The 16705-nt window shown below is 51.9% G+C and carries 15 protein-coding genes; 12 read left to right on the top strand and 3 right to left on the bottom strand.

Annotation, left to right across the window (positions count from 1 at the left end; genetic code table 11):
• Positions 1-336 precede the first annotated feature (336 nt).
• Together NST69_RS26520 and NST69_RS26515 are read left to right on the top strand one after the other, a co-directional pair.
• A complete protein-coding gene (locus NST69_RS26520; protein WP_209876804.1) occupies positions 337-1335 on the top strand; it encodes an MBL fold metallo-hydrolase in 999 nt (332 codons plus the stop codon).
• A 117-nt stretch (positions 1336-1452) separates the two neighbouring features.
• On the top strand, positions 1453-3078 hold the full coding sequence (locus tag NST69_RS26515; protein WP_209876806.1) for an ATP-binding cassette domain-containing protein: 1626 nt from the start codon (positions 1453-1455) through the stop codon (positions 3076-3078).
• Between the two features lie 111 nt (positions 3079-3189).
• On the opposite strand, the gene NST69_RS26510 is transcribed toward NST69_RS26515, so the two are convergent.
• Positions 3190-3375 (bottom strand): hypothetical protein, encoded by a 186-nt coding sequence (locus tag NST69_RS26510; protein WP_036694961.1) that lies wholly within the window; start codon positions 3373-3375, stop codon positions 3190-3192.
• A 131-nt stretch (positions 3376-3506) separates the two neighbouring features.
• On the opposite strand from NST69_RS26510, the gene NST69_RS26505 reads away from it, so the two are divergent.
• On the top strand, positions 3507-4376 hold the full coding sequence (locus tag NST69_RS26505; RefSeq protein WP_339251314.1) for a cation diffusion facilitator family transporter: 870 nt from the start codon (positions 3507-3509) through the stop codon (positions 4374-4376).
• A gap of 212 nt (positions 4377-4588) precedes the next feature.
• The gene (locus NST69_RS26500; RefSeq protein ID WP_342547532.1) at positions 4589-5686 is read left to right on the top strand and encodes an SH3 domain-containing C40 family peptidase; all 1098 of its coding nucleotides are present in this window, start codon (positions 4589-4591) and stop codon (positions 5684-5686) included.
• A 269-nt stretch (positions 5687-5955) separates the two neighbouring features.
• Here the strand turns inward: NST69_RS26500 and NST69_RS26495 are convergent, their stop codons facing one another.
• Together NST69_RS26495 and NST69_RS26490 are read right to left on the bottom strand one after the other, a co-directional pair.
• Entirely contained in the window at positions 5956-6360 is a 405-nt protein-coding gene (locus tag NST69_RS26495; protein ID WP_076080441.1) for a hypothetical protein, read from the bottom strand.
• A 323-nt stretch (positions 6361-6683) separates the two neighbouring features.
• Complete coding sequence (locus NST69_RS26490; protein WP_036730311.1) at positions 6684-6851, bottom strand: DUF1328 domain-containing protein; 168 nt, start codon at positions 6849-6851, stop codon at positions 6684-6686.
• Between the two features lie 187 nt (positions 6852-7038).
• On the opposite strand from NST69_RS26490, the gene NST69_RS26485 reads away from it, so the two are divergent.
• The 8 genes from NST69_RS26485 (at position 7039) to NST69_RS26450 (ending at position 16703) form a co-directional block, all read left to right on the top strand.
• Positions 7039-7545 (top strand): DUF948 domain-containing protein, encoded by a 507-nt coding sequence (locus NST69_RS26485; protein ID WP_036730309.1) that lies wholly within the window; start codon positions 7039-7041, stop codon positions 7543-7545.
• Positions 7546-7612: 67 nt separating this feature from the next.
• Entirely contained in the window at positions 7613-8149 is a 537-nt protein-coding gene (locus tag NST69_RS26480; protein ID WP_342547531.1) for a hypothetical protein, read from the top strand.
• A 91-nt stretch (positions 8150-8240) separates the two neighbouring features.
• Complete coding sequence (locus NST69_RS26475; RefSeq protein WP_036730305.1) at positions 8241-8588, top strand: general stress protein; 348 nt, start codon at positions 8241-8243, stop codon at positions 8586-8588.
• Between the two features lie 212 nt (positions 8589-8800).
• On the top strand, positions 8801-9964 hold the full coding sequence (locus NST69_RS26470) for a fused response regulator/phosphatase (RefSeq protein WP_339251306.1): 1164 nt from the start codon (positions 8801-8803) through the stop codon (positions 9962-9964).
• Positions 9961-13629, top strand: a complete 3669-nt coding sequence (locus tag NST69_RS26465) for a response regulator (RefSeq protein ID WP_340957953.1) — start codon at positions 9961-9963, stop codon at positions 13627-13629. The genes NST69_RS26470 and NST69_RS26465 overlap by 4 nt, the downstream gene beginning before the upstream one ends.
• Before the next feature lie 90 nt (positions 13630-13719).
• Positions 13720-14580 carry a protein-glutamate O-methyltransferase CheR gene (locus NST69_RS26460; protein WP_235192022.1) on the top strand — a complete coding sequence of 287 codons (861 nt, stop codon included), beginning with the start codon at positions 13720-13722 and terminating at the stop codon, positions 14578-14580.
• A 17-nt stretch (positions 14581-14597) separates the two neighbouring features.
• Positions 14598-16268: a response regulator gene (locus NST69_RS26455; RefSeq protein ID WP_340980366.1), complete on the top strand. Its 1671-nt coding sequence runs from the start codon at positions 14598-14600 to the stop codon at positions 16266-16268.
• A gap of 96 nt (positions 16269-16364) precedes the next feature.
• Entirely contained in the window at positions 16365-16703 is a 339-nt protein-coding gene (locus NST69_RS26450) for an STAS domain-containing protein (protein ID WP_036730297.1), read from the top strand.
• The last annotated feature ends 2 nt before the right edge of the window (positions 16704-16705 follow it).

Raw genomic sequence — 16705 nt, 5'->3', positions numbered from 1 at the left:
GACCGCACGGTGGGGTAGAAATGCTGATATATATGCAACAATCTTGGGTATGAGGCTGAGATAGGGAGGGAATGTTGCAATTCGTGCAGGATTTCATCCTTCCTTATGCCGCCCGATACCGCCTCATGCCGCCCCATACCGCCCGTTAAATCCGCCTGATCCCTGACAACTGATGCCCGGACGTTTCCCCTTTAGCCATTTGGGTACAATTTGTAATGAAGCGTCCCGCAGGGCCCTGTAATTTTGCAAATGATTCTGCGGAACCCTATAGTTAAGATATGTGGTTTGCCGCCGGCAACAGAAATGGCAAATCTGCTATAAGGAGTGGTTCTTGCTATGGCCAGAATACGTTATAACAACATCGACAATGTAAGCACCGATAAAACACTTAAGGAATTCCGCCAATGGCGTGAGGAACGCCGTCGGAAGAAGAAGGATTACACCTATAAAGTGCCGAATCATCCGCCGCGGCTCGACTATCTGGCCGGGAACCGGCTGGAGACAACGATTACGTGGATCGGGCACTCTACCTTTTTTCTGCAATACGAAGGGCTTAATATCATCACCGACCCGATCTGGGCGCGGCGGCTGGGCTTCGAGAAACGGATCGGGCAGCCGGGCATTCCGCTGGCGGATATCCCGCCCATCGATCTGATTCTGATCTCTCATTCCCACTATGATCACCTGCATATCGCGTCCATCCGTAAGCTGTACCGGGCAGGAACAACCCTTGTGGTGCCTGCCGGACTTAAGCGCAAAATGCTCCGCAAGGGCTTCCCGAACTGTCAGGAAATGCAGTGGTGGGAGGAGATTACACTGGGCGCCGTCAAGCTGACGTTTGTCCCGACCCAGCACTGGACGCGGAGAACGCCGTTCGATACGAATTCCTCGCACTGGGGCGGTTATGTGCTTCAGCCGGCAGACCCGCAGAAGCACCCGGAGGGGGAGGAGGGTAAGGCGCAGCATAAGCTGCTTCCGCCGAACCTCTATTTTGCCGGAGACAGCGGCTTCTTCCCGGGCTTCAAGGAGATCGGCAGACGCTTCAAGCTGCATGTTGCGCTGATGCCAATTGGCGCTTATGAGCCTGAATGGTTCATGAACTCCCAGCATGTGAATCCCGAGGAGGCGGTGCAGGCCTTCCTTGATGTAGGGGCCGAGCTGATGATTCCGATGCACTTCGGAACCTTCAGGCTGGCCGATGATACCGCGCGCGAAGCGCTGGACCGGATGGAGCAGGCGAGGGTGGCGCAGGGGCTTGGCGAGGAGCGTATCCGTACCCTCGGGTACGGGGAGACGCTGGTCGTACAGCCCGAGGAACGCCCGGCGGGGCAATAGCCCATACAAGGCTTGTATTAAACACTTCTACTTAAATAAGAGCCGTAATAAGGGCCATTTTGCTTGATTTTATGCTATAATGAGCCGGAACCTATGTGAAAAGGATGGTAATGCTTAATGATTAGCACAAGCGGTATAACACTCCGCTACGGAAAACGCGCACTATTTGAGGATGTAAACATAAAATTCACACCCGGCAACTGCTACGGTCTGATTGGCGCGAACGGCGCCGGCAAATCGACCTTCCTAAAGATTCTGTCCGGAGAGATCGAAGCGAATATCGGCGATGTGCACATCACACCCGGTGAACGTCTGGCCGTACTGAAACAGAACCATTTCGAGTATGACGAGTTCCAGGTGCTGGAGACCGTAATCATGGGTCATACCCGCCTGTATGAAATTATGAAGGAAAAGGACGCCCTGTACGCAAAGAGCGACTTCACCGAAGCGGACGGACTTCGTGCCGGTGAGCTGGAAGGCGAATTCGCGGAGCTGAACGGCTGGGACGCCGAGCCTGACGCAGCCGCCATGCTGATCGGTCTTGGTATCATGCGTGAGATGCACGACAAGAAAATGGCCGAACTCAGCGGCAACGAGAAGGTGCGGGTCCTGCTGGCCCAGGCCCTGTTCGGACGTCCGAACAACCTGCTGCTCGATGAGCCTACCAACCATTTGGATCTTGAATCGATTGGCTGGCTGGAGAATTTCCTTATGGACTACGAAGGCACCGTTATCGTGGTATCCCATGACCGTCACTTCCTGAACAAGGTCTGTACGCATATTGCGGATATCGATTTCGGCAAAATCCAGATGTATGTCGGCAACTACGACTTCTGGTATGAGTCCAGCCAATTGGCCCAGGCGCTGCAGCGCGATGCCAACAAGAAGAAGGAAGACAAGATGAAGGAGCTGCAAGCCTTCATTCAGCGCTTCTCGGCGAACGCCTCGAAATCGAAGCAGGCGACTTCCCGTAAGAAGCAGCTCGAGAAAATTACACTGGATGACATCCGTCCGTCCAATCGTAAATATCCCTTCCTGAACTTCAAGCCGGAGCGTGAAGCCGGCAAGCAGCTGCTTACGATCAGCGGCTTGACCAAGGCAGTGGACGGCGAGAAGGTACTGGATGAAATCAGCTTTGTAGTCAACAAAGGGGATAAGATCGCTTTTGTAGGACCGCATTCCCAGCCTAAATCCCTGCTGTTCGATGTCATTATGGGCGAGAAGGAAGCAGACGCGGGTGAGTACACTTGGGGAGTGACAACTACCCAGGCGTATTTCCCTAAGGATAACTCCAGCTACTTCGACGGGGTGAATATGAACCTGGTGGAATGGCTGCGCCAATACTCCAAGGATCAGGACGAGACCTTCCTGCGCGGCTTCCTGGGCCGGATGCTGTTCGCCGGCGAAGAAGCACTGAAGAAGGCAAGCGTATTGTCCGGGGGCGAGAAGGTCCGCTGTATGCTGGCCAAGATGATGCTGAACGGAGCCAACGTGCTGGTATTCGATGAGCCTACCAATCACTTGGACCTGGAATCGATCACCGCACTCAATAACGGCCTGATCGACTTTGACGGCACGATCCTGTTCACCTCCCATGACCATCAGTTCATCCAGACGATTGCCAACCGCATTATCGAGATTACTCCGGCTGGAATCATTGACCGTACGATGAGTTATGACGAGTATCTGGAGAACCCGGAGATCAAGGAAATGCGTGCCCGGATGTACCCTGTAGAGGCTTAAGAACTAGATATAGGCAGAATGAACAGTTATGAGTTCATATACAAACGGCTGCGTCGTCCCCGGAGGGATTACGCAGCCGTTTATGTTCACCATATACAACAACCTAGAAGTCTAGGAACCGCCAGTCCGGCGGCGCTGATTGTTAGGCTTCTTGTTATTCTGGCTTTTCAGCGGCTTCGCGGAGCCGGCCTGGAAGGTTGAACCCGGTTTTCCTGAAGCATGCTGTTTTTTCTGCTCCAGCTTCTGGCGGATCGCATCAGCCAAATTAATTTTTGGTTTCTCATTGTTCTCGCTCATTATGTTACCCCCTTAGGCAGCAAGTCCTTATTCCTTATTCTAATTGTTTTTAAATGCTGCTACAAGGGCAAGAATAACTCAAAGAAAGTTTTCCTGTAATTATGCGGCAAAGGATGGGAGGGGCGGCAGAAATGACCGATATTTATGAGGATATACGCAAGGGTGAAAAGGGTGCGATGGTCAGCATTGCTGCTTATCTGGTTCTGTCTGCCTTCAAGCTGATCTGCGGCTACTTGTTCGCTTCCAGTGCGCTCCTGGCGGACGGATTCAACAATTTAACCGATATTGTGGCCTCGCTGGCGGTGCTGATCGGGCTGCGCATCTCGCGGAAGCCGCCGGATTCCGATCATACCTACGGACATTTCCGGGCCGAGACGGTTGCCGCGCTGATGGCTTCTTTCATTATGGCGCTGGTGGGCATCCAGGTTATAGTGGAAGCGGTACGCTCTTTGTTTGAGGGAAGCAAGGCTGTACCGCAGCTCTGGTCGGCCGGAGTGGCGCTGGTGTGTGCCGTAGCGATGATGGGGGTATATATATATAACAAGCGTTTGGCGAAGCGGATCAATAACCATGCTCTGATGGCTGCTGCCAAGGATAATTTCTCGGATGCTATCGTAAGCGTAGGTGCAGCTGTAGGGATTGTAGGGGCACAATTCGGACTGCCGTGGATCGATTCCGCGGCTGCCATCGGAGTCGGCTTGCTGATTATCAAGACCGCCTGGGATATTTTCCGCGATTCCACGTACCGGCTGACGGACGGCTTTGACGAAGACAAGCTGCTGGACCTGCGCAGCACCATTGCCCGGACACCGGGCGTAGAGGGCATCAAGGATCTGAAGGCCCGTGTACACGGCAATCATGTGCTGGTGGATGTAGTCGTAGAGGTGAATGCCCGCATGACAGTCATGGAAGGGCATGAGATCAGCGACTCGATTGAAGAACGGATGACCAAGCTGCACAACATCATGCATGTGCAAGTTCACGTGGAGCCCAAGGATTAACATTCCATGATTTCTCCTAGTTAGCTGTAATTTCCACCAAATCCAAGGAGAAATCGAGACTATAGACCTGTATGTTACCATAAGATGGAAAGGTTTTTTGTGAAATTTGGAGCATGTTCCAAATCCCGGGCCAGCCTATAATGAGGGCAGAAAGCAACAAACGTAGCGCGCGCCGTTGTTGATTTTCTTAATACGCTAAGCGGGGGAACGCTATGATCGTATCACGCAAGAAAATTACAGCATCGTTATGGGTTTCCGCATCACTGGCATTATCCTTGGGAGTGTTCAGTCCCGGGCAGGCTTTCGCTGCAACCGATTCTTCGATTACAACGCTTGCGGCGTCCGCTGGACAGACAGGCATTATTGAAGCTTCGGTCCGGCTGCGTACAGATCCGTCTACCAGCAGCACGGTATTGAAATATCTGAATAAAGGCGACCAGGTTGTTATTTTGGAAGCTGCGAACAGTTACTGGTACAAAGTAAGAACGGCAGAGGGAATTGTGGGGTATATGAGCTCGGGGGATTCCTATATCCGGGTAGGTACAGCTTCCGCACCTGCGTCCCGGACAGCGGTGATTCAGGCCACGGTCCGTGTAAGAGAGACCCCAGCAACCAGCGGGCAAGTGGTTGGATATCTCTATAAGAATGACCAGGTAACCATTCTTGAAGAGACCAACAGCTATTGGTACAAAATAAGAACGGCAAACGGGACGGTGGGTTATACAAGCTCATCCGATCAATATATTACAGCGGGTGCTTCATCGCCGCCTGCTCCAGCCACTCCAGCTCCAACACCTGCACCTGTTCAGACACCGGTGCCGGCACCTGTTCCAACACCAGCTCCGGCACCTGTACCTACAGCCGGGCAGACTGCTGTGATTGAACGAGTGATATCAGCGGGCATGGGCTATCTGGGAACACCATATGAATATGGCTCTGACCGCAATAATACAAGTACCTTCGATTGCTCTGATTTCATCCGCCAGATCTTCATGGATGCAGCGAACTTGAAGCTGCCTGCCGATTCCCGGCAGCAAGGGGACTGGGTGAAGCAGAACAGTGGTGCAGTTACGGATGTATCCGGCTTGAAGCGGGGCGATTTGATGTTCTTCATGGATTATAAAGGAACTTCTCCCTCTGCTTATGCCGGAATCAACAAATCTACGGCAAGAATTACGCATGTCGCCATGTATTTGGGTGACGGGAAGCTGCTGCATACCTATTCAGTAAGCTCCGGCGGTGTAAGAGTGGATAATCTTAGCGCTTCTTGGATGAACCGTTTCCTGTACGGAGGCTCGGTCATCCGCTAATATATACAGCTAGGACAGCAAGAAGCGACAGGCAGTACAAGTTTGTGACGGGTGAACTACAAGCGGGTGTATGGCGGGGTTATCCCTCCAGTAGAAGATTCTACTGGAGGGATAACCCTTTTTATATGTTTTGGTGGGGGAATTTAGCATCCATTAGACGCAAAAAAAGGCCGTTTGGATTGGCGTCCACGTGCCTTGTTAGGTACATCCGTTGAGTCATAGCTGCAGCATATGAGTGGAGCAGCTATGACTCCTATATGTCGAATCGCTTATGGATTGATTACGTATGCAGAGGCAGGAACCTTGATCCAGGCTTTACCCAGCCAAGTGTAGATTTCTCTCCATTCGTTGCCCATAGCGTCTTTCGTGATCACACCAGTAGTATCAACAGTCTGTGCACCCAACCAGCCAATAGCAGTTGTGCTTCCCGCAGAAAGATGGAATGCTGTGAGTTTGGTCAGAATGATCTGAGGTGTTGCCGGCTTAATATCAGCCTGGGTGATAATAGGGTCTGCCGGATTCAGGTAAGTTACTCCGGTTACAGTAGTTACTGCATCGGAAGAAGTGGTTTTGGTAGTTTCTGTTGTTCCTGTTACTACCTCAGCTGCGGAAGCTGTTGCTGCCAAGGAAGCCATAAGACCCATTGCTACTGTTAAACTGGCTAATTTTTTCATCGATGATTCCTCCTAGGTATGATGGTGAGATGTTCTATGTTCATGCTGTGCTAATAAGGATGTAAACATAAATTGCATTGAATGAACCAGCGGCATCAATAAATTTTATTTTTCTTGTCCGGCCTTAGCGGGGAACGCCTCATTACGGACTGAATCACGGATGACAACCTGAGCGGAAAGGCCTATACTTTTTGAAGGGGAATGAAGCCCATTTCAACACTACATAAGACTGGCGGGAACAGCAAAAGGCCCGGAGATCTCCTGGCGGAGGCCTCCGGGCCTGCAGCACTGCCTGTCCGGCAGTCAGCTAACGGCGTGCTTGCCTACATAGATCGTCCCCTGCGGCCCATAAAGAGTGAGACCACGAAGAGGACCAGGAAGATGTAGAACAATACTTTGGCGATGCCGACAGCCGCCGCCACAATATTGAAGAATCCGAAGATACCGGCGATCAGGGCGACTACCAGCAGAATTATTGACCATCTTAGCATGAGATGTCATCCTTTCTGTGCGTTGATGTAGTCATTGTTTAAACGGGGCGTATCCATTTGAAACAGGGAGGAAAGGAAGAGGATTCCAGGGGCTTGACCTTTGTTTCGGCCCAATTCTGTAAGGGTAACTATGCAGTATCAGACAGTGCAAACCGATAATTTACACACTCGGAAGGGGTTATCTACAATGATCATTGAACTTAGCGTAGCACTGGCTGCTATCGCATTCGCAGTACTCGTATTCTTTTTAATCAAAACCTTGAAGTCAGCGAAGGAATCGCTCGACAAGGTCAGCCAGACTCTGCAGGAGGTTCAGAAGACTATTGATGAGCTTACCTATGAAGTCAAAACAACAGTCCGGCATGCCAATGACATCACAGCGGATGTGCAGGGTAAAATTCAGAAGATTGACCCGATCGTGGATTCTGTAAAGAATCTGGGCGATGTCATGAACGAGCTGACATTGACCGTGAAGCAGGTATCTGTAACGGTAATTGAGAAATTCCGTAAATCACGTGAACTGAAGGATAAGGCAAAATCGGTATCCATCGCAGAAGCCCCGTTAACACCGGCCGAGGAGAGAACCGTGCAATCCTATGAGGCAGTGAGTTCAAGCAAATCCAAGGGCAAGATAGCCTCAGCCCTCAAAGGCGTGGATGCAGCCGCTGCAATCTGGCAGAAATTCCGCCATTAATACGATGGAATGAAATACGGCGGGGCTCAGGACGGGGCAATACCAGCTCATGAAAGGCGGGAACCCTATGAAAATGGTTATTCTCTTGCTTAGTCTGCTTGCTCCCTTCATATCTGCACCGCCGCAGGATGAGACTGTTTCTCCCGCTCCCGGTACCGCTGCACAGCTGCCGGTAATGTTCGCCTTCGAGCATAGCGCAGCTGCCGATCTCTACATAAGCAGCTTCGACTCCTTGTCCGGCATTAGCTTATATATGACGGAAGAGGAGCTGCTGCAGATCAAGGGAACCCCTCAGCAGATTGTTGAAGATCCTTGGGCCGGGTGTCTTGAATATCAGTATGCCGATAGCTCGGCGGGGGTATGCGGCGGTGTTGTCCTGTATGTTCATGCTTCGCCTTCCCAGGCCGGACAATATGGTCTGAGCCTCAATGGACGGATGCTTAATCCGCAGGCCATGAACGTGCAGGATATGCTGGGAGCGCCTGATTTTGAAGCTGAGGATGGGGATGTTTATATTAGAGGAGAGGCTGCGCTCAAGATCTACCGCAATACGGAGAGCGGCGAATGGGCCGGGCTGGATTTATTCGACGCGTATTCCTTCTGAAGCTGTTTCAAGCGCGGCGATTTGGGTTAATGAATGCTCAGTCATCCATCCGGTGGCTGGGCCTTTATTCATTATGAAGGAGAGTGATCTCATGGATTCAACAGGTACACAGGCTTATGCCAAGCTCCTGGAGAACGGCGTTCAGGCGATCGAAGAAGTGAATCGGCTCCGTAGCAGCGGCTACACCAGAGAGGATCTTTATGTGATCAGTCACGATGAAGACCGCGAAGGGCGTATCGTGGACGCCGCAGATACTAATGAAGTGGGGCTGAGTGAAGAAGGGCTGTTCGGTGCCATTGCCAACCTTTTCCGTTCGCGCGGCGACGCTTTACGCTTCAAGATGACTTCACTGGGCTTCAGCGCAGCGGAGGCGGCATTTTACGAGAAAGAGCTTGATACAGGCAAGGTTCTGGTCATTGCCAAAAGAAACCCACAATAATCGCGGGTCGGCTTCGCTGACCTTAATAGTACAATAGCGTAACCTCCAGTCCCACTAGACGTTAGTGGAGCTGGAGGTTACTTTGTTGAAGCCGGGACCTGCTTTATGCCAATATCTAGCTGGTTGGTAACAGGCCGTGTAAATATCGTATGATAGAATGACAGAGCTGCGGGTTAGGGCCTTAACACAATATTCGCGTGAGGTGAGGAAGCTTGAGAATATTAATCGTAGACGACAATCCTACCAATGTAATTATTATCCGTGAGATCCTCAAGAAGGAAGATTACCGGAATTTCATAACGGCTTCGTCCGCCAAAGATATGCTGAAGCTGCTGGGCGTCGGTGTGGGGGAAGAGCCCCGGCCGTCCGATGTGGATCTGATTCTGCTGGATATGATGATGCCGGAAATGGACGGAATTGAAGCCTGCCGGGTGGTCCAGCAATATGAGCATCTAAAGGATATTCCTATTATTATGGTTACGGCTGTAGGTGACTCCAAGAAGCTCGCAGAGGCGCTGGATGCCGGAGCGGTGGATTATGTTACGAAGCCGATTAACAAGGTGGAGCTGATGGCCCGTATCCGCCTCGCGCTGCGGCTGAAGCGCGAGAAGGACTGGCATAAGGAGCGGGACCAGCGGATTCAGGATGAATTGAAGCTGGCTGCCCTGGTGCAGAATGCGGTACTCAGTCTGCCGCTTGCCGAGGAGACCCTGGAGGTACATGCGATTTACCAGCCTTCCTTCGAGCTGGCCGGGGATCTGTATGCCTGGTATCCGCTGGGAGACGGGCGTTATGCGGTCATCCTGCTGGATATGATGGGCCACGGTATCTCGTCTTCTTTGTTTACCATGTTCCTGGCCTCGGTCCTGAAGGATACCGTAACGACCTATGTGGAACCGGAGAAGGTTATTCAGGAGCTTAACAGACGCTTTAACCAGCTATACATTGAGAAGCAACTGGTCCAGTATTATTTCACGGCGATCTATCTTGTCATTGATACCCGCATGAAGCGGATTAATTATGTGAATGCCGGGCATCCGCCGGCGCTATTTTTTGAAGGGGAGGCCAAGACGCCTGTACTGCTTGAGAGCAACGGCCACCCTGTCGGGCTGTTTGACCGGATCGATATCCAGCAGCAGAGCCTCAGCTACGAGGACGAGGGTCATCTGGTGCTGTTCACGGACGGCCTCATGGAGATGGTGGAGGGCGAGCAGGAAGAGCAGCTGAAATTCATGATCGGGCATTTGAATGCCACTCATGACTGGCAGGAAGACCTGGTGCGCGCTGCCTTCCTGAGCGAGCCGGTTAATTCGGAACGTGATGACGATAAATGCCTGGTGTGGATCTCGCTGAAGAAAGGAACCGATAAGGAATGAAGATTAAGGCTAAGCTGCTGATCGGATTCAGTGCCATGCTGGCGATTATGCTGGCGCTTACCCTGATCGGGTATGACAGGCTCCATTATATGAGCAATCAGCTGGACAGCTACCAGGAGAGATATAGCAAAGGCCGTGCTTCTTCGGGACTTCGCGGGGAAGTGAACGACATGGCACGGATACTGACCACTTCCATGCTTAATGCTGATACTGTAACCCTGGAAGCGCAGAAGGCGGAAATTGACAGCAAGGTCCTGAAGTCTGCGGAGCATCTGGAGAATATTAAGGCCTCGCTGAAGACGGCAGAGGAATTGCAGATGTTATCCCGGATTGAGAATGCCTATTCCGGCTATCTGAAGTATCAGGACAAGGTCCTGGAGATGCTGAGTGCCGGATACTTTCAGAATGCCAACACGTACCGCAATGCAGAAGGACAGGATATTCAGAACGAGGTGCTTAACAGCCTGAATGCATTGTCTGATTACAATGCCTTCCGGATGACGGAGGAGACTGCTAACGCCCAAGAGGCTTCGAGCAGATCGATTCAGATGGTAACCCTGATCATGATCTTAGGGCTGCTGCTCGGGCTGGGTGTCATTCTGTGGGTGATACCGAGCATCACGCGCGGTCTAAGTGTCGTCTCCATGATGATTACCAGCTTCGGCAACGGTAAAATGCGGGCGATCCGCCGGATCAAGGTGAAGTCGAAGGATGAGATCGGCGATGTGGCCCGGGTATTCCAGCGGATGGCCGAGGATCTTGAGCAGAAGCAGCAGCTTGAGAGATCCTATGCCCAGGCACAGAGCGATCAGGCCTGGCTGAATGCCAATATTGCCCGAATTACGGAGCTGCTGCGCGGCGTCAGCTCACTGGATCAGGTAGCCCAGACCTTCATCAGTGAGTTCACGCCTGTGCTTGGAGCGCAGTATGGTGCCGTCTATCTGAAGAGCCAGGATAATCCGAACCTGCTGGTCAGCAGCGCTTTTTATGCCGGTGAGGAGGGTGTTACGCCCAGGGAGAGCTTCGAGATCGGTCAGGGACTGGTCGGACAGAGCGCGTTGGATAAGCTGCCGATCAAGCTGACGGAGGCGCCTGACAACTATATCTCAGTGTCTTCGGGATTCGGGGAGTCGCATCCAAGTTATATATCGATCCACCCGCTTTTATTCGAGGATGAGGTTCTGGGTGTTGTGGAATTCGCTTCCTTCACACCATTCTCGGTGCTGCAGAATGAACTGCTGCATCAGCTCTCCAATAATCTGGGGATTATTCTGAACAACATCAGCCGCAGGCTTGTGGTTGAGGAATTGCTGCGCGAATCGCAGGCGCTCACGGAAGAGCTGCAATGCCAGTCGGAGGAACTGCAGACCCAGCAGGAGGAGCTGCGCCGCTCTAACGAGAATCTGGAGGAGCAGACGGATGCCCTGAAGCGCTCAGAGGAGCTGCTGCAGCGCCAGCAGGAGGAGCTGGAGCATTACAATACAGAGCTGGTCTCCAAGACACGTGCCCTCCAGGATCAGGTGCAAGAGGTTGAAGAGAAGAAGGATGAGATTGAACATGCCCGTATGCAGCTGGAGAAGCAGGCTATGCAGCTTGCAGTAACCAGTAAATACAAATCCGAGTTTCTGGCCAATATGTCCCATGAGCTGCGTACTCCGCTGAACAGCCTGCTCATTCTCTCCCAGCTTCTTACGGAGAACAAGGAAGGCAATCTGAGCGAGAAGCAGGTCGAATTCGCCCATACCATCTATATGTCAGGTGCAGATTTGCTTAAAATGATTGATGAGATTCTCGATCTGTCCAAGGTCGATGCCGGCAAAATGGAGCTGAATCATGAAGAAATCCCGCTCGTCGAGCTGAAGACCTTCGTGAAGCAGAACTTTGCTCCACTGGCTGCGCAGAAGGGGCTGTCGCTGCGCCTGTCCTTTGACGAGCCGCTTCCGGACAGTGTATATAGCGACAGTCACAGACTGAAGCAGATCCTGCGTAACCTGCTGTCCAATGCCTTCAAATTCACGAGCGAAGGGTATGTAGAGTTCTCTGTTAGCCGTGCGGACGTCAAGCGGCTGCCTGCCTATCTGCCGCATGAATATGATTATATTGCCATATCCGTCAAAGACAGCGGGATCGGCATCCCGTCAGATAAGATGGATATCGTCTTTGAGGCGTTCCAGCAGGTTGACGGTACGACGAGCCGCAAATATGGCGGCACGGGGCTTGGCCTGTCGATCAGCCGCGAATTAGCCCGCCTGATGGGCGGGGCCATCGGACTGGAGTCCCGTGAAGGGCAAGGCAGCGTATTTACACTGTATTTGCCGGTTCAGGGGAACTTTAGCCTGCTGCCGGGAGCGGTTGAAGCCGCTCCTGCCGGGGAGCCCTTGCAGCTTGAGGAGTTCCGGGAGGAACTTTCATGGGATAAGGCAGGGGACATCACGCCTACACCTGCTAAACCTGTAGTTGTGGAAGATGACCGGGAATCCCTTGCCAGCGGCGACAAGGTGCTGCTGATTATTGAGGATGATGAGAGCTTTGCCAAGATATTGCTGGGTATGGCCCGCGGACGCGGCTTCAAGGGGCTGGTAGCCCTGCAGGGTGATATCGGCCTGCAGATGGCCAAGACCCTGCTTCCGGACGCGATCATCCTCGACATCCAGTTGCCTGTCTTGGACGGCTGGTCGATTCTGAGAGAGCTCAAGAGCGACTCCCAGACACGCCATATTCCGGTGCATGTAATCTCTGTGAATGATGAGATGAAGCAGGGGCTCATGATGGGAGCGATGGCCTACCTCAGAAAGCCGTCCTCCCGTGAAGCGCTGGACCGGGCCTTCTCGCAGATTGAGAATTACACCGCCAGCACGATGAAGCATCTCTTGATTGTCGAGGATGACGATATCCAGCGCCGTTCCATCGAGGAGCTTATCGGACATGACGATGTAGTGATTACGGCGGTGTCTTCAGGCCAAGAGGCGCTGAATGAGCTGCACAAGCAGAGATATGACTGTATGGTGCTTGATCTGATGCTGGATGATATGACCGGCTTCGAGCTGCTGGATCAGATCCGCGACGATGAGGAGCTGAACGATCTGCCGATTATTATTTATACCGGCAAGGATCTGGACAGCAAGGAAGAGACCAAGCTGCGCAAATATGCGGAATCCATTATCATCAAGGATGTCCGCTCGCCGGAACGGCTTTTGGATGAGACAACGCTGTTCATGCACCGGGTAGAAGCAAATCTGCCGGAAGATAAGCGTAAAATCCTGCAAAAGCTGCACAATAAAGAGGAACTGTTTGAAGGAAAAAAAATACTGCTCGTCGATGATGACATCCGCAACGTCTTTGCTCTCTCCAGCGTGCTCGAAGGCTATCACATGGAAGTGAAATTTGCCGAGAACGGCCGCGAGGCCATCGACATGCTTGTCGAACAGAGTGATTATGATCTGGTGCTGATGGATATGATGATGCCGGAGATGGACGGATATGAAGCTATGCGCCGCATCCGGCAGATGCCGCAGTACCAGAAATTGCCGATTATCGCCCTCACAGCCAAGGCTATGAAGGAGGACCGGGCCAAGTGTATTGAAGCCGGAGCCTCCGATTATATGAAGAAACCGATCAGCACGGATCAGCTTCTTTCGTTAATGCGCGTCTGGTTGTATTCGTAAGGGTGATTTCGGGGTAATAGCTATACAGCAGGTTCAAACCAAGTACGGAAATAAGGCGCAGGCAAGGGAGTATTGATGACAATGGCAGCGATGGAGCACGGATATGAGGGTCAGGGGAATCCGCCGGAGAGCAAGCAGGAGCTTGAACAGATTGAGATTGAGCTGCTTCTGAACGGAGTACACCGTTTGTATGGATATGATTTCAGGAATTACGCCCTGCCTTCCTTGAAGCGGCGCATCTGGCATCATGTCCATGCGGAGAGCTTACCTACTATTTCTGCCCTGCAGGAAAAGGTGCTGCATGACCGTGCCTGCTTCGAGCGGTTCGTGTATAGTCTCTCGATCCCTGTGACAGAGATGTTTCGTGATCCCGGACTCTTCCTGACCTTCCGTCAGAAGGTCATTCCGCTCCTGCGGACCTATCCTTATATCCGGATCTGGCATGCCGGCTGCTCGACAGGCGAAGAGGTCTACTCGATGGCAATTATGCTGCATGAGGAAGGATTATATGACAAGGCTAGAATTTATGCCACGGACATGAACGCCCGTTCCTTGCAGCAGGCCAAAGAAGGCGTGTACGAGATCGGCAAGATGAAGCAATACACCAAGAACTACCTTGAGGCCGGAGGCACGGGCGTCTTCTCGGAATACTATACAGCGAAATATAACTCAGTGATTCTGCAGCCGTATTTACGCAAGAACATCATTTTTGCAGAGCATAATCTGGCAACGGACACTTCCTTCAACGAATTCAATGTGATCCTGTGCCGGAATGTAATGATCTACTTCAACGACGAGCTCCGCGATCATGTGCATGGCTTGTTCCATGAGAGCCTCAGCCGGTTCGGAGTGCTGGTCCTCGGTTCCAAGGAATCTATTCATTTCACACGCTACAGTGACAGCTATGAGCCGCTGGACAGGGTAGAAAAAATATACCGCAAAAATAAATAGCGGGTAAGGAGGGACCTATGGGGGTTCAGGAACCGATTCATATACTGCTGGTTGACGACCGTCCCGAGAATTTGCTGGCACTCGAAGCTGTCCTTGAGAGTCAGCATTACAAGCTTGTCAAAGCCAATTCTGGAGAAGAAGCACTGCGGTGCTTGTTGAAATATGAATTCGCCGTGATTGTTCTGGACGTTCAGATGCCGGGTATGGACGGGATCGAAACCGCCAAGTTAATCAAAGCCAGGGAGAAAACCAAGGATATTCCGATCATCTTCATCTCTGCCAACAGCAGGGAGTCGGAGCATCTCTTCGCAGGGTACTCTGCCGGCGCTATTGATTATATGGTCAAACCGTTTATCCCGCAGATTCTGAAGTCGAAGATTGAAGGCTTTGTGAATATGCATCTGACCAGCAAGAAGCAGCAGATTCAGGCGATGCAGCTGCAGCAGAAGACGCTGGAGCTTGAGCGCATGAACGGTGAACTGATCAAAGCCAAGGAAGAGGCGGAGATCGCGGCTAAGGCCAAGACCGAATTTCTGGCGATGATGAGTCATGAGATCCGCACGCCGATGAATGGTGTAGTGGGCATGATTGATCTTTTGATGGAGACCCAGCTTGCTCCTGAGCAGAAGGAATATACAGAGATTATCCGTAAAAGTGCGGACACACTAATAACCGTGATTAACGATATCCTTGATTTCACCAAGATGGAATCGGGCAAAATGGAAATGGAAGAGCAATTATTCGAGCTGCATACCACCGTTCAGGAGGTATTTAGTCTGTTCTCGGCGGAAGCCGGCAAAAAAAATCTGGAGCTGGCCTATTTCATCGACCAGAAGCTGCCGCGGCTGATTTATGGAGATATGGCCCGGCTGCGCCAGGTGCTGATCAACCTCGTATCCAATGCGGTGAAATTTACCAACCAGGGCGGCGTTTATTTAGTTGCTTCCCTTCTGCCTGCAGCGGATAATAAGCTGGTAATAGAATTTACCGTTAAGGATACAGGCATTGGAATTTCACCGGAGAAATGTGACCGGCTGTTCCAGCCCTTCTCCCAGCTTGATTCCTCCATGACGCGTAAATACGGAGGCACAGGCCTCGGCCTCGCCATCTGCAAGTCCCTCGTGGGCATGATGGGCGGAGATATCCGTGTAGAGTCGATGGAAGAGAAGGGGGCTACCTTTGTATTCACTATCCAGGTTGCCCTGCCGGAGGAAGAGCTGGAAGGCGGCTGCCGGGAAGAGGACGGTACAGCGGACGAGCTAGATGAAGCAAGCCGGAGCAAAGTGCTGGTCGTAGATGACCATCCGATTAATCAGCGCCTTATGGTTAGCATGCTGGATAAGCTCGGATATCGTGCCGATGTTGCTGAGGACGGGAACCAGGCTGTAGAACTGGCCCGGCAATCCGAGTACGATTTTATCTTCATGGACCTGCAGATGCCTGTGATGGATGGTCTTGAAGCCACTTCCCTGATCCGTGAGGAGAGCAGCGGTTCGCCTGACAAGACGGTGATCATTGCGATGACTGCGAATGTGATGGAGGGGATTCAGGACCGCTGCACCGCTGCCGGAATGGACGGCTACATCAGCAAGCCGCTCAAGCTAAGCAGCATCAAACAAATGATCTCCAGATATTCAGGCAGAGATAATCCCGCAACCGCGCGGAACACTTCGCTTTTCAACGCATGATCCATGAATTACCAGTGCCGTATTGTCTATTTGTTGTTTCAACCCTAGGCTATTAGGGTTATTGGTAAAGAAAACATTTAACCAGGAGAGTTGTCTATGAATACACATAAAAGCGAAAAGTTTCACGCAAAGACCGAAACCGTTGGTTCGGTATGTACTGTTTATCTGACAGGTGAACTCGATCTGTCTGTGGCACCTGACTTTCGTCTGGTGATGGAACCGCTAGTGGGAGACACGGGGCTTGATCTCGTGATTAATCTGAAGGATCTGAAGTATATTGACAGCACCGGTATCGGAATCCTGTTGTCGATCCTCAAAGCAAGACATGGAATGGACGTCAAGTTCACCGTTGCTGAAGTTCCCCCGCAAATTCAGAAGCTTTTTGACATGACCGGCATTTCCAAGTTTTTTGCCTCCCAAGAGAATTCCCACTAGGA

The organism is Paenibacillus sp. FSL P2-0089, assembly GCF_038595095.1.
Lineage (GTDB): Bacteria > Bacillota > Bacilli > Paenibacillales > Paenibacillaceae > Paenibacillus_AQ > Paenibacillus_AQ silagei.
This window is presented reverse-complemented; position numbering and strand designations above follow the sequence as displayed.

Excerpts from the sequence above, each read along its gene's own strand:
- NST69_RS26520 (WP_209876804.1), top strand. The coding sequence starts at position 337 with ATGGCCAGAATACGTTATAACAACATCGACAATGTAAGCACCGATAAA.
- NST69_RS26515 (WP_209876806.1), top strand. The coding sequence starts at position 1,453 with ATGATTAGCACAAGCGGTATAACACTCCGCTACGGAAAACGCGCACTA.
- NST69_RS26510 (WP_036694961.1), bottom strand. The coding sequence starts at position 3,375 with ATGAGCGAGAACAATGAGAAACCAAAAATTAATTTGGCTGATGCGATC.
- NST69_RS26505 (WP_339251314.1), top strand. The coding sequence starts at position 3,507 with ATGACCGATATTTATGAGGATATACGCAAGGGTGAAAAGGGTGCGATG.
- NST69_RS26500 (WP_342547532.1), top strand. The coding sequence starts at position 4,589 with ATGATCGTATCACGCAAGAAAATTACAGCATCGTTATGGGTTTCCGCA.
- NST69_RS26495 (WP_076080441.1), bottom strand. The coding sequence starts at position 6,360 with ATGAAAAAATTAGCCAGTTTAACAGTAGCAATGGGTCTTATGGCTTCC.
- NST69_RS26490 (WP_036730311.1), bottom strand. The coding sequence starts at position 6,851 with ATGCTAAGATGGTCAATAATTCTGCTGGTAGTCGCCCTGATCGCCGGT.
- NST69_RS26485 (WP_036730309.1), top strand. The coding sequence starts at position 7,039 with ATGATCATTGAACTTAGCGTAGCACTGGCTGCTATCGCATTCGCAGTA.
- NST69_RS26480 (WP_342547531.1), top strand. The coding sequence starts at position 7,613 with ATGAAAATGGTTATTCTCTTGCTTAGTCTGCTTGCTCCCTTCATATCT.
- NST69_RS26475 (WP_036730305.1), top strand. The coding sequence starts at position 8,241 with ATGGATTCAACAGGTACACAGGCTTATGCCAAGCTCCTGGAGAACGGC.
- NST69_RS26465 (WP_340957953.1), top strand. The coding sequence starts at position 9,961 with ATGAAGATTAAGGCTAAGCTGCTGATCGGATTCAGTGCCATGCTGGCG.
- NST69_RS26460 (WP_235192022.1), top strand. The coding sequence starts at position 13,720 with ATGGAGCACGGATATGAGGGTCAGGGGAATCCGCCGGAGAGCAAGCAG.
- NST69_RS26455 (WP_340980366.1), top strand. The coding sequence starts at position 14,598 with ATGGGGGTTCAGGAACCGATTCATATACTGCTGGTTGACGACCGTCCC.
- NST69_RS26450 (WP_036730297.1), top strand. The coding sequence starts at position 16,365 with ATGAATACACATAAAAGCGAAAAGTTTCACGCAAAGACCGAAACCGTT.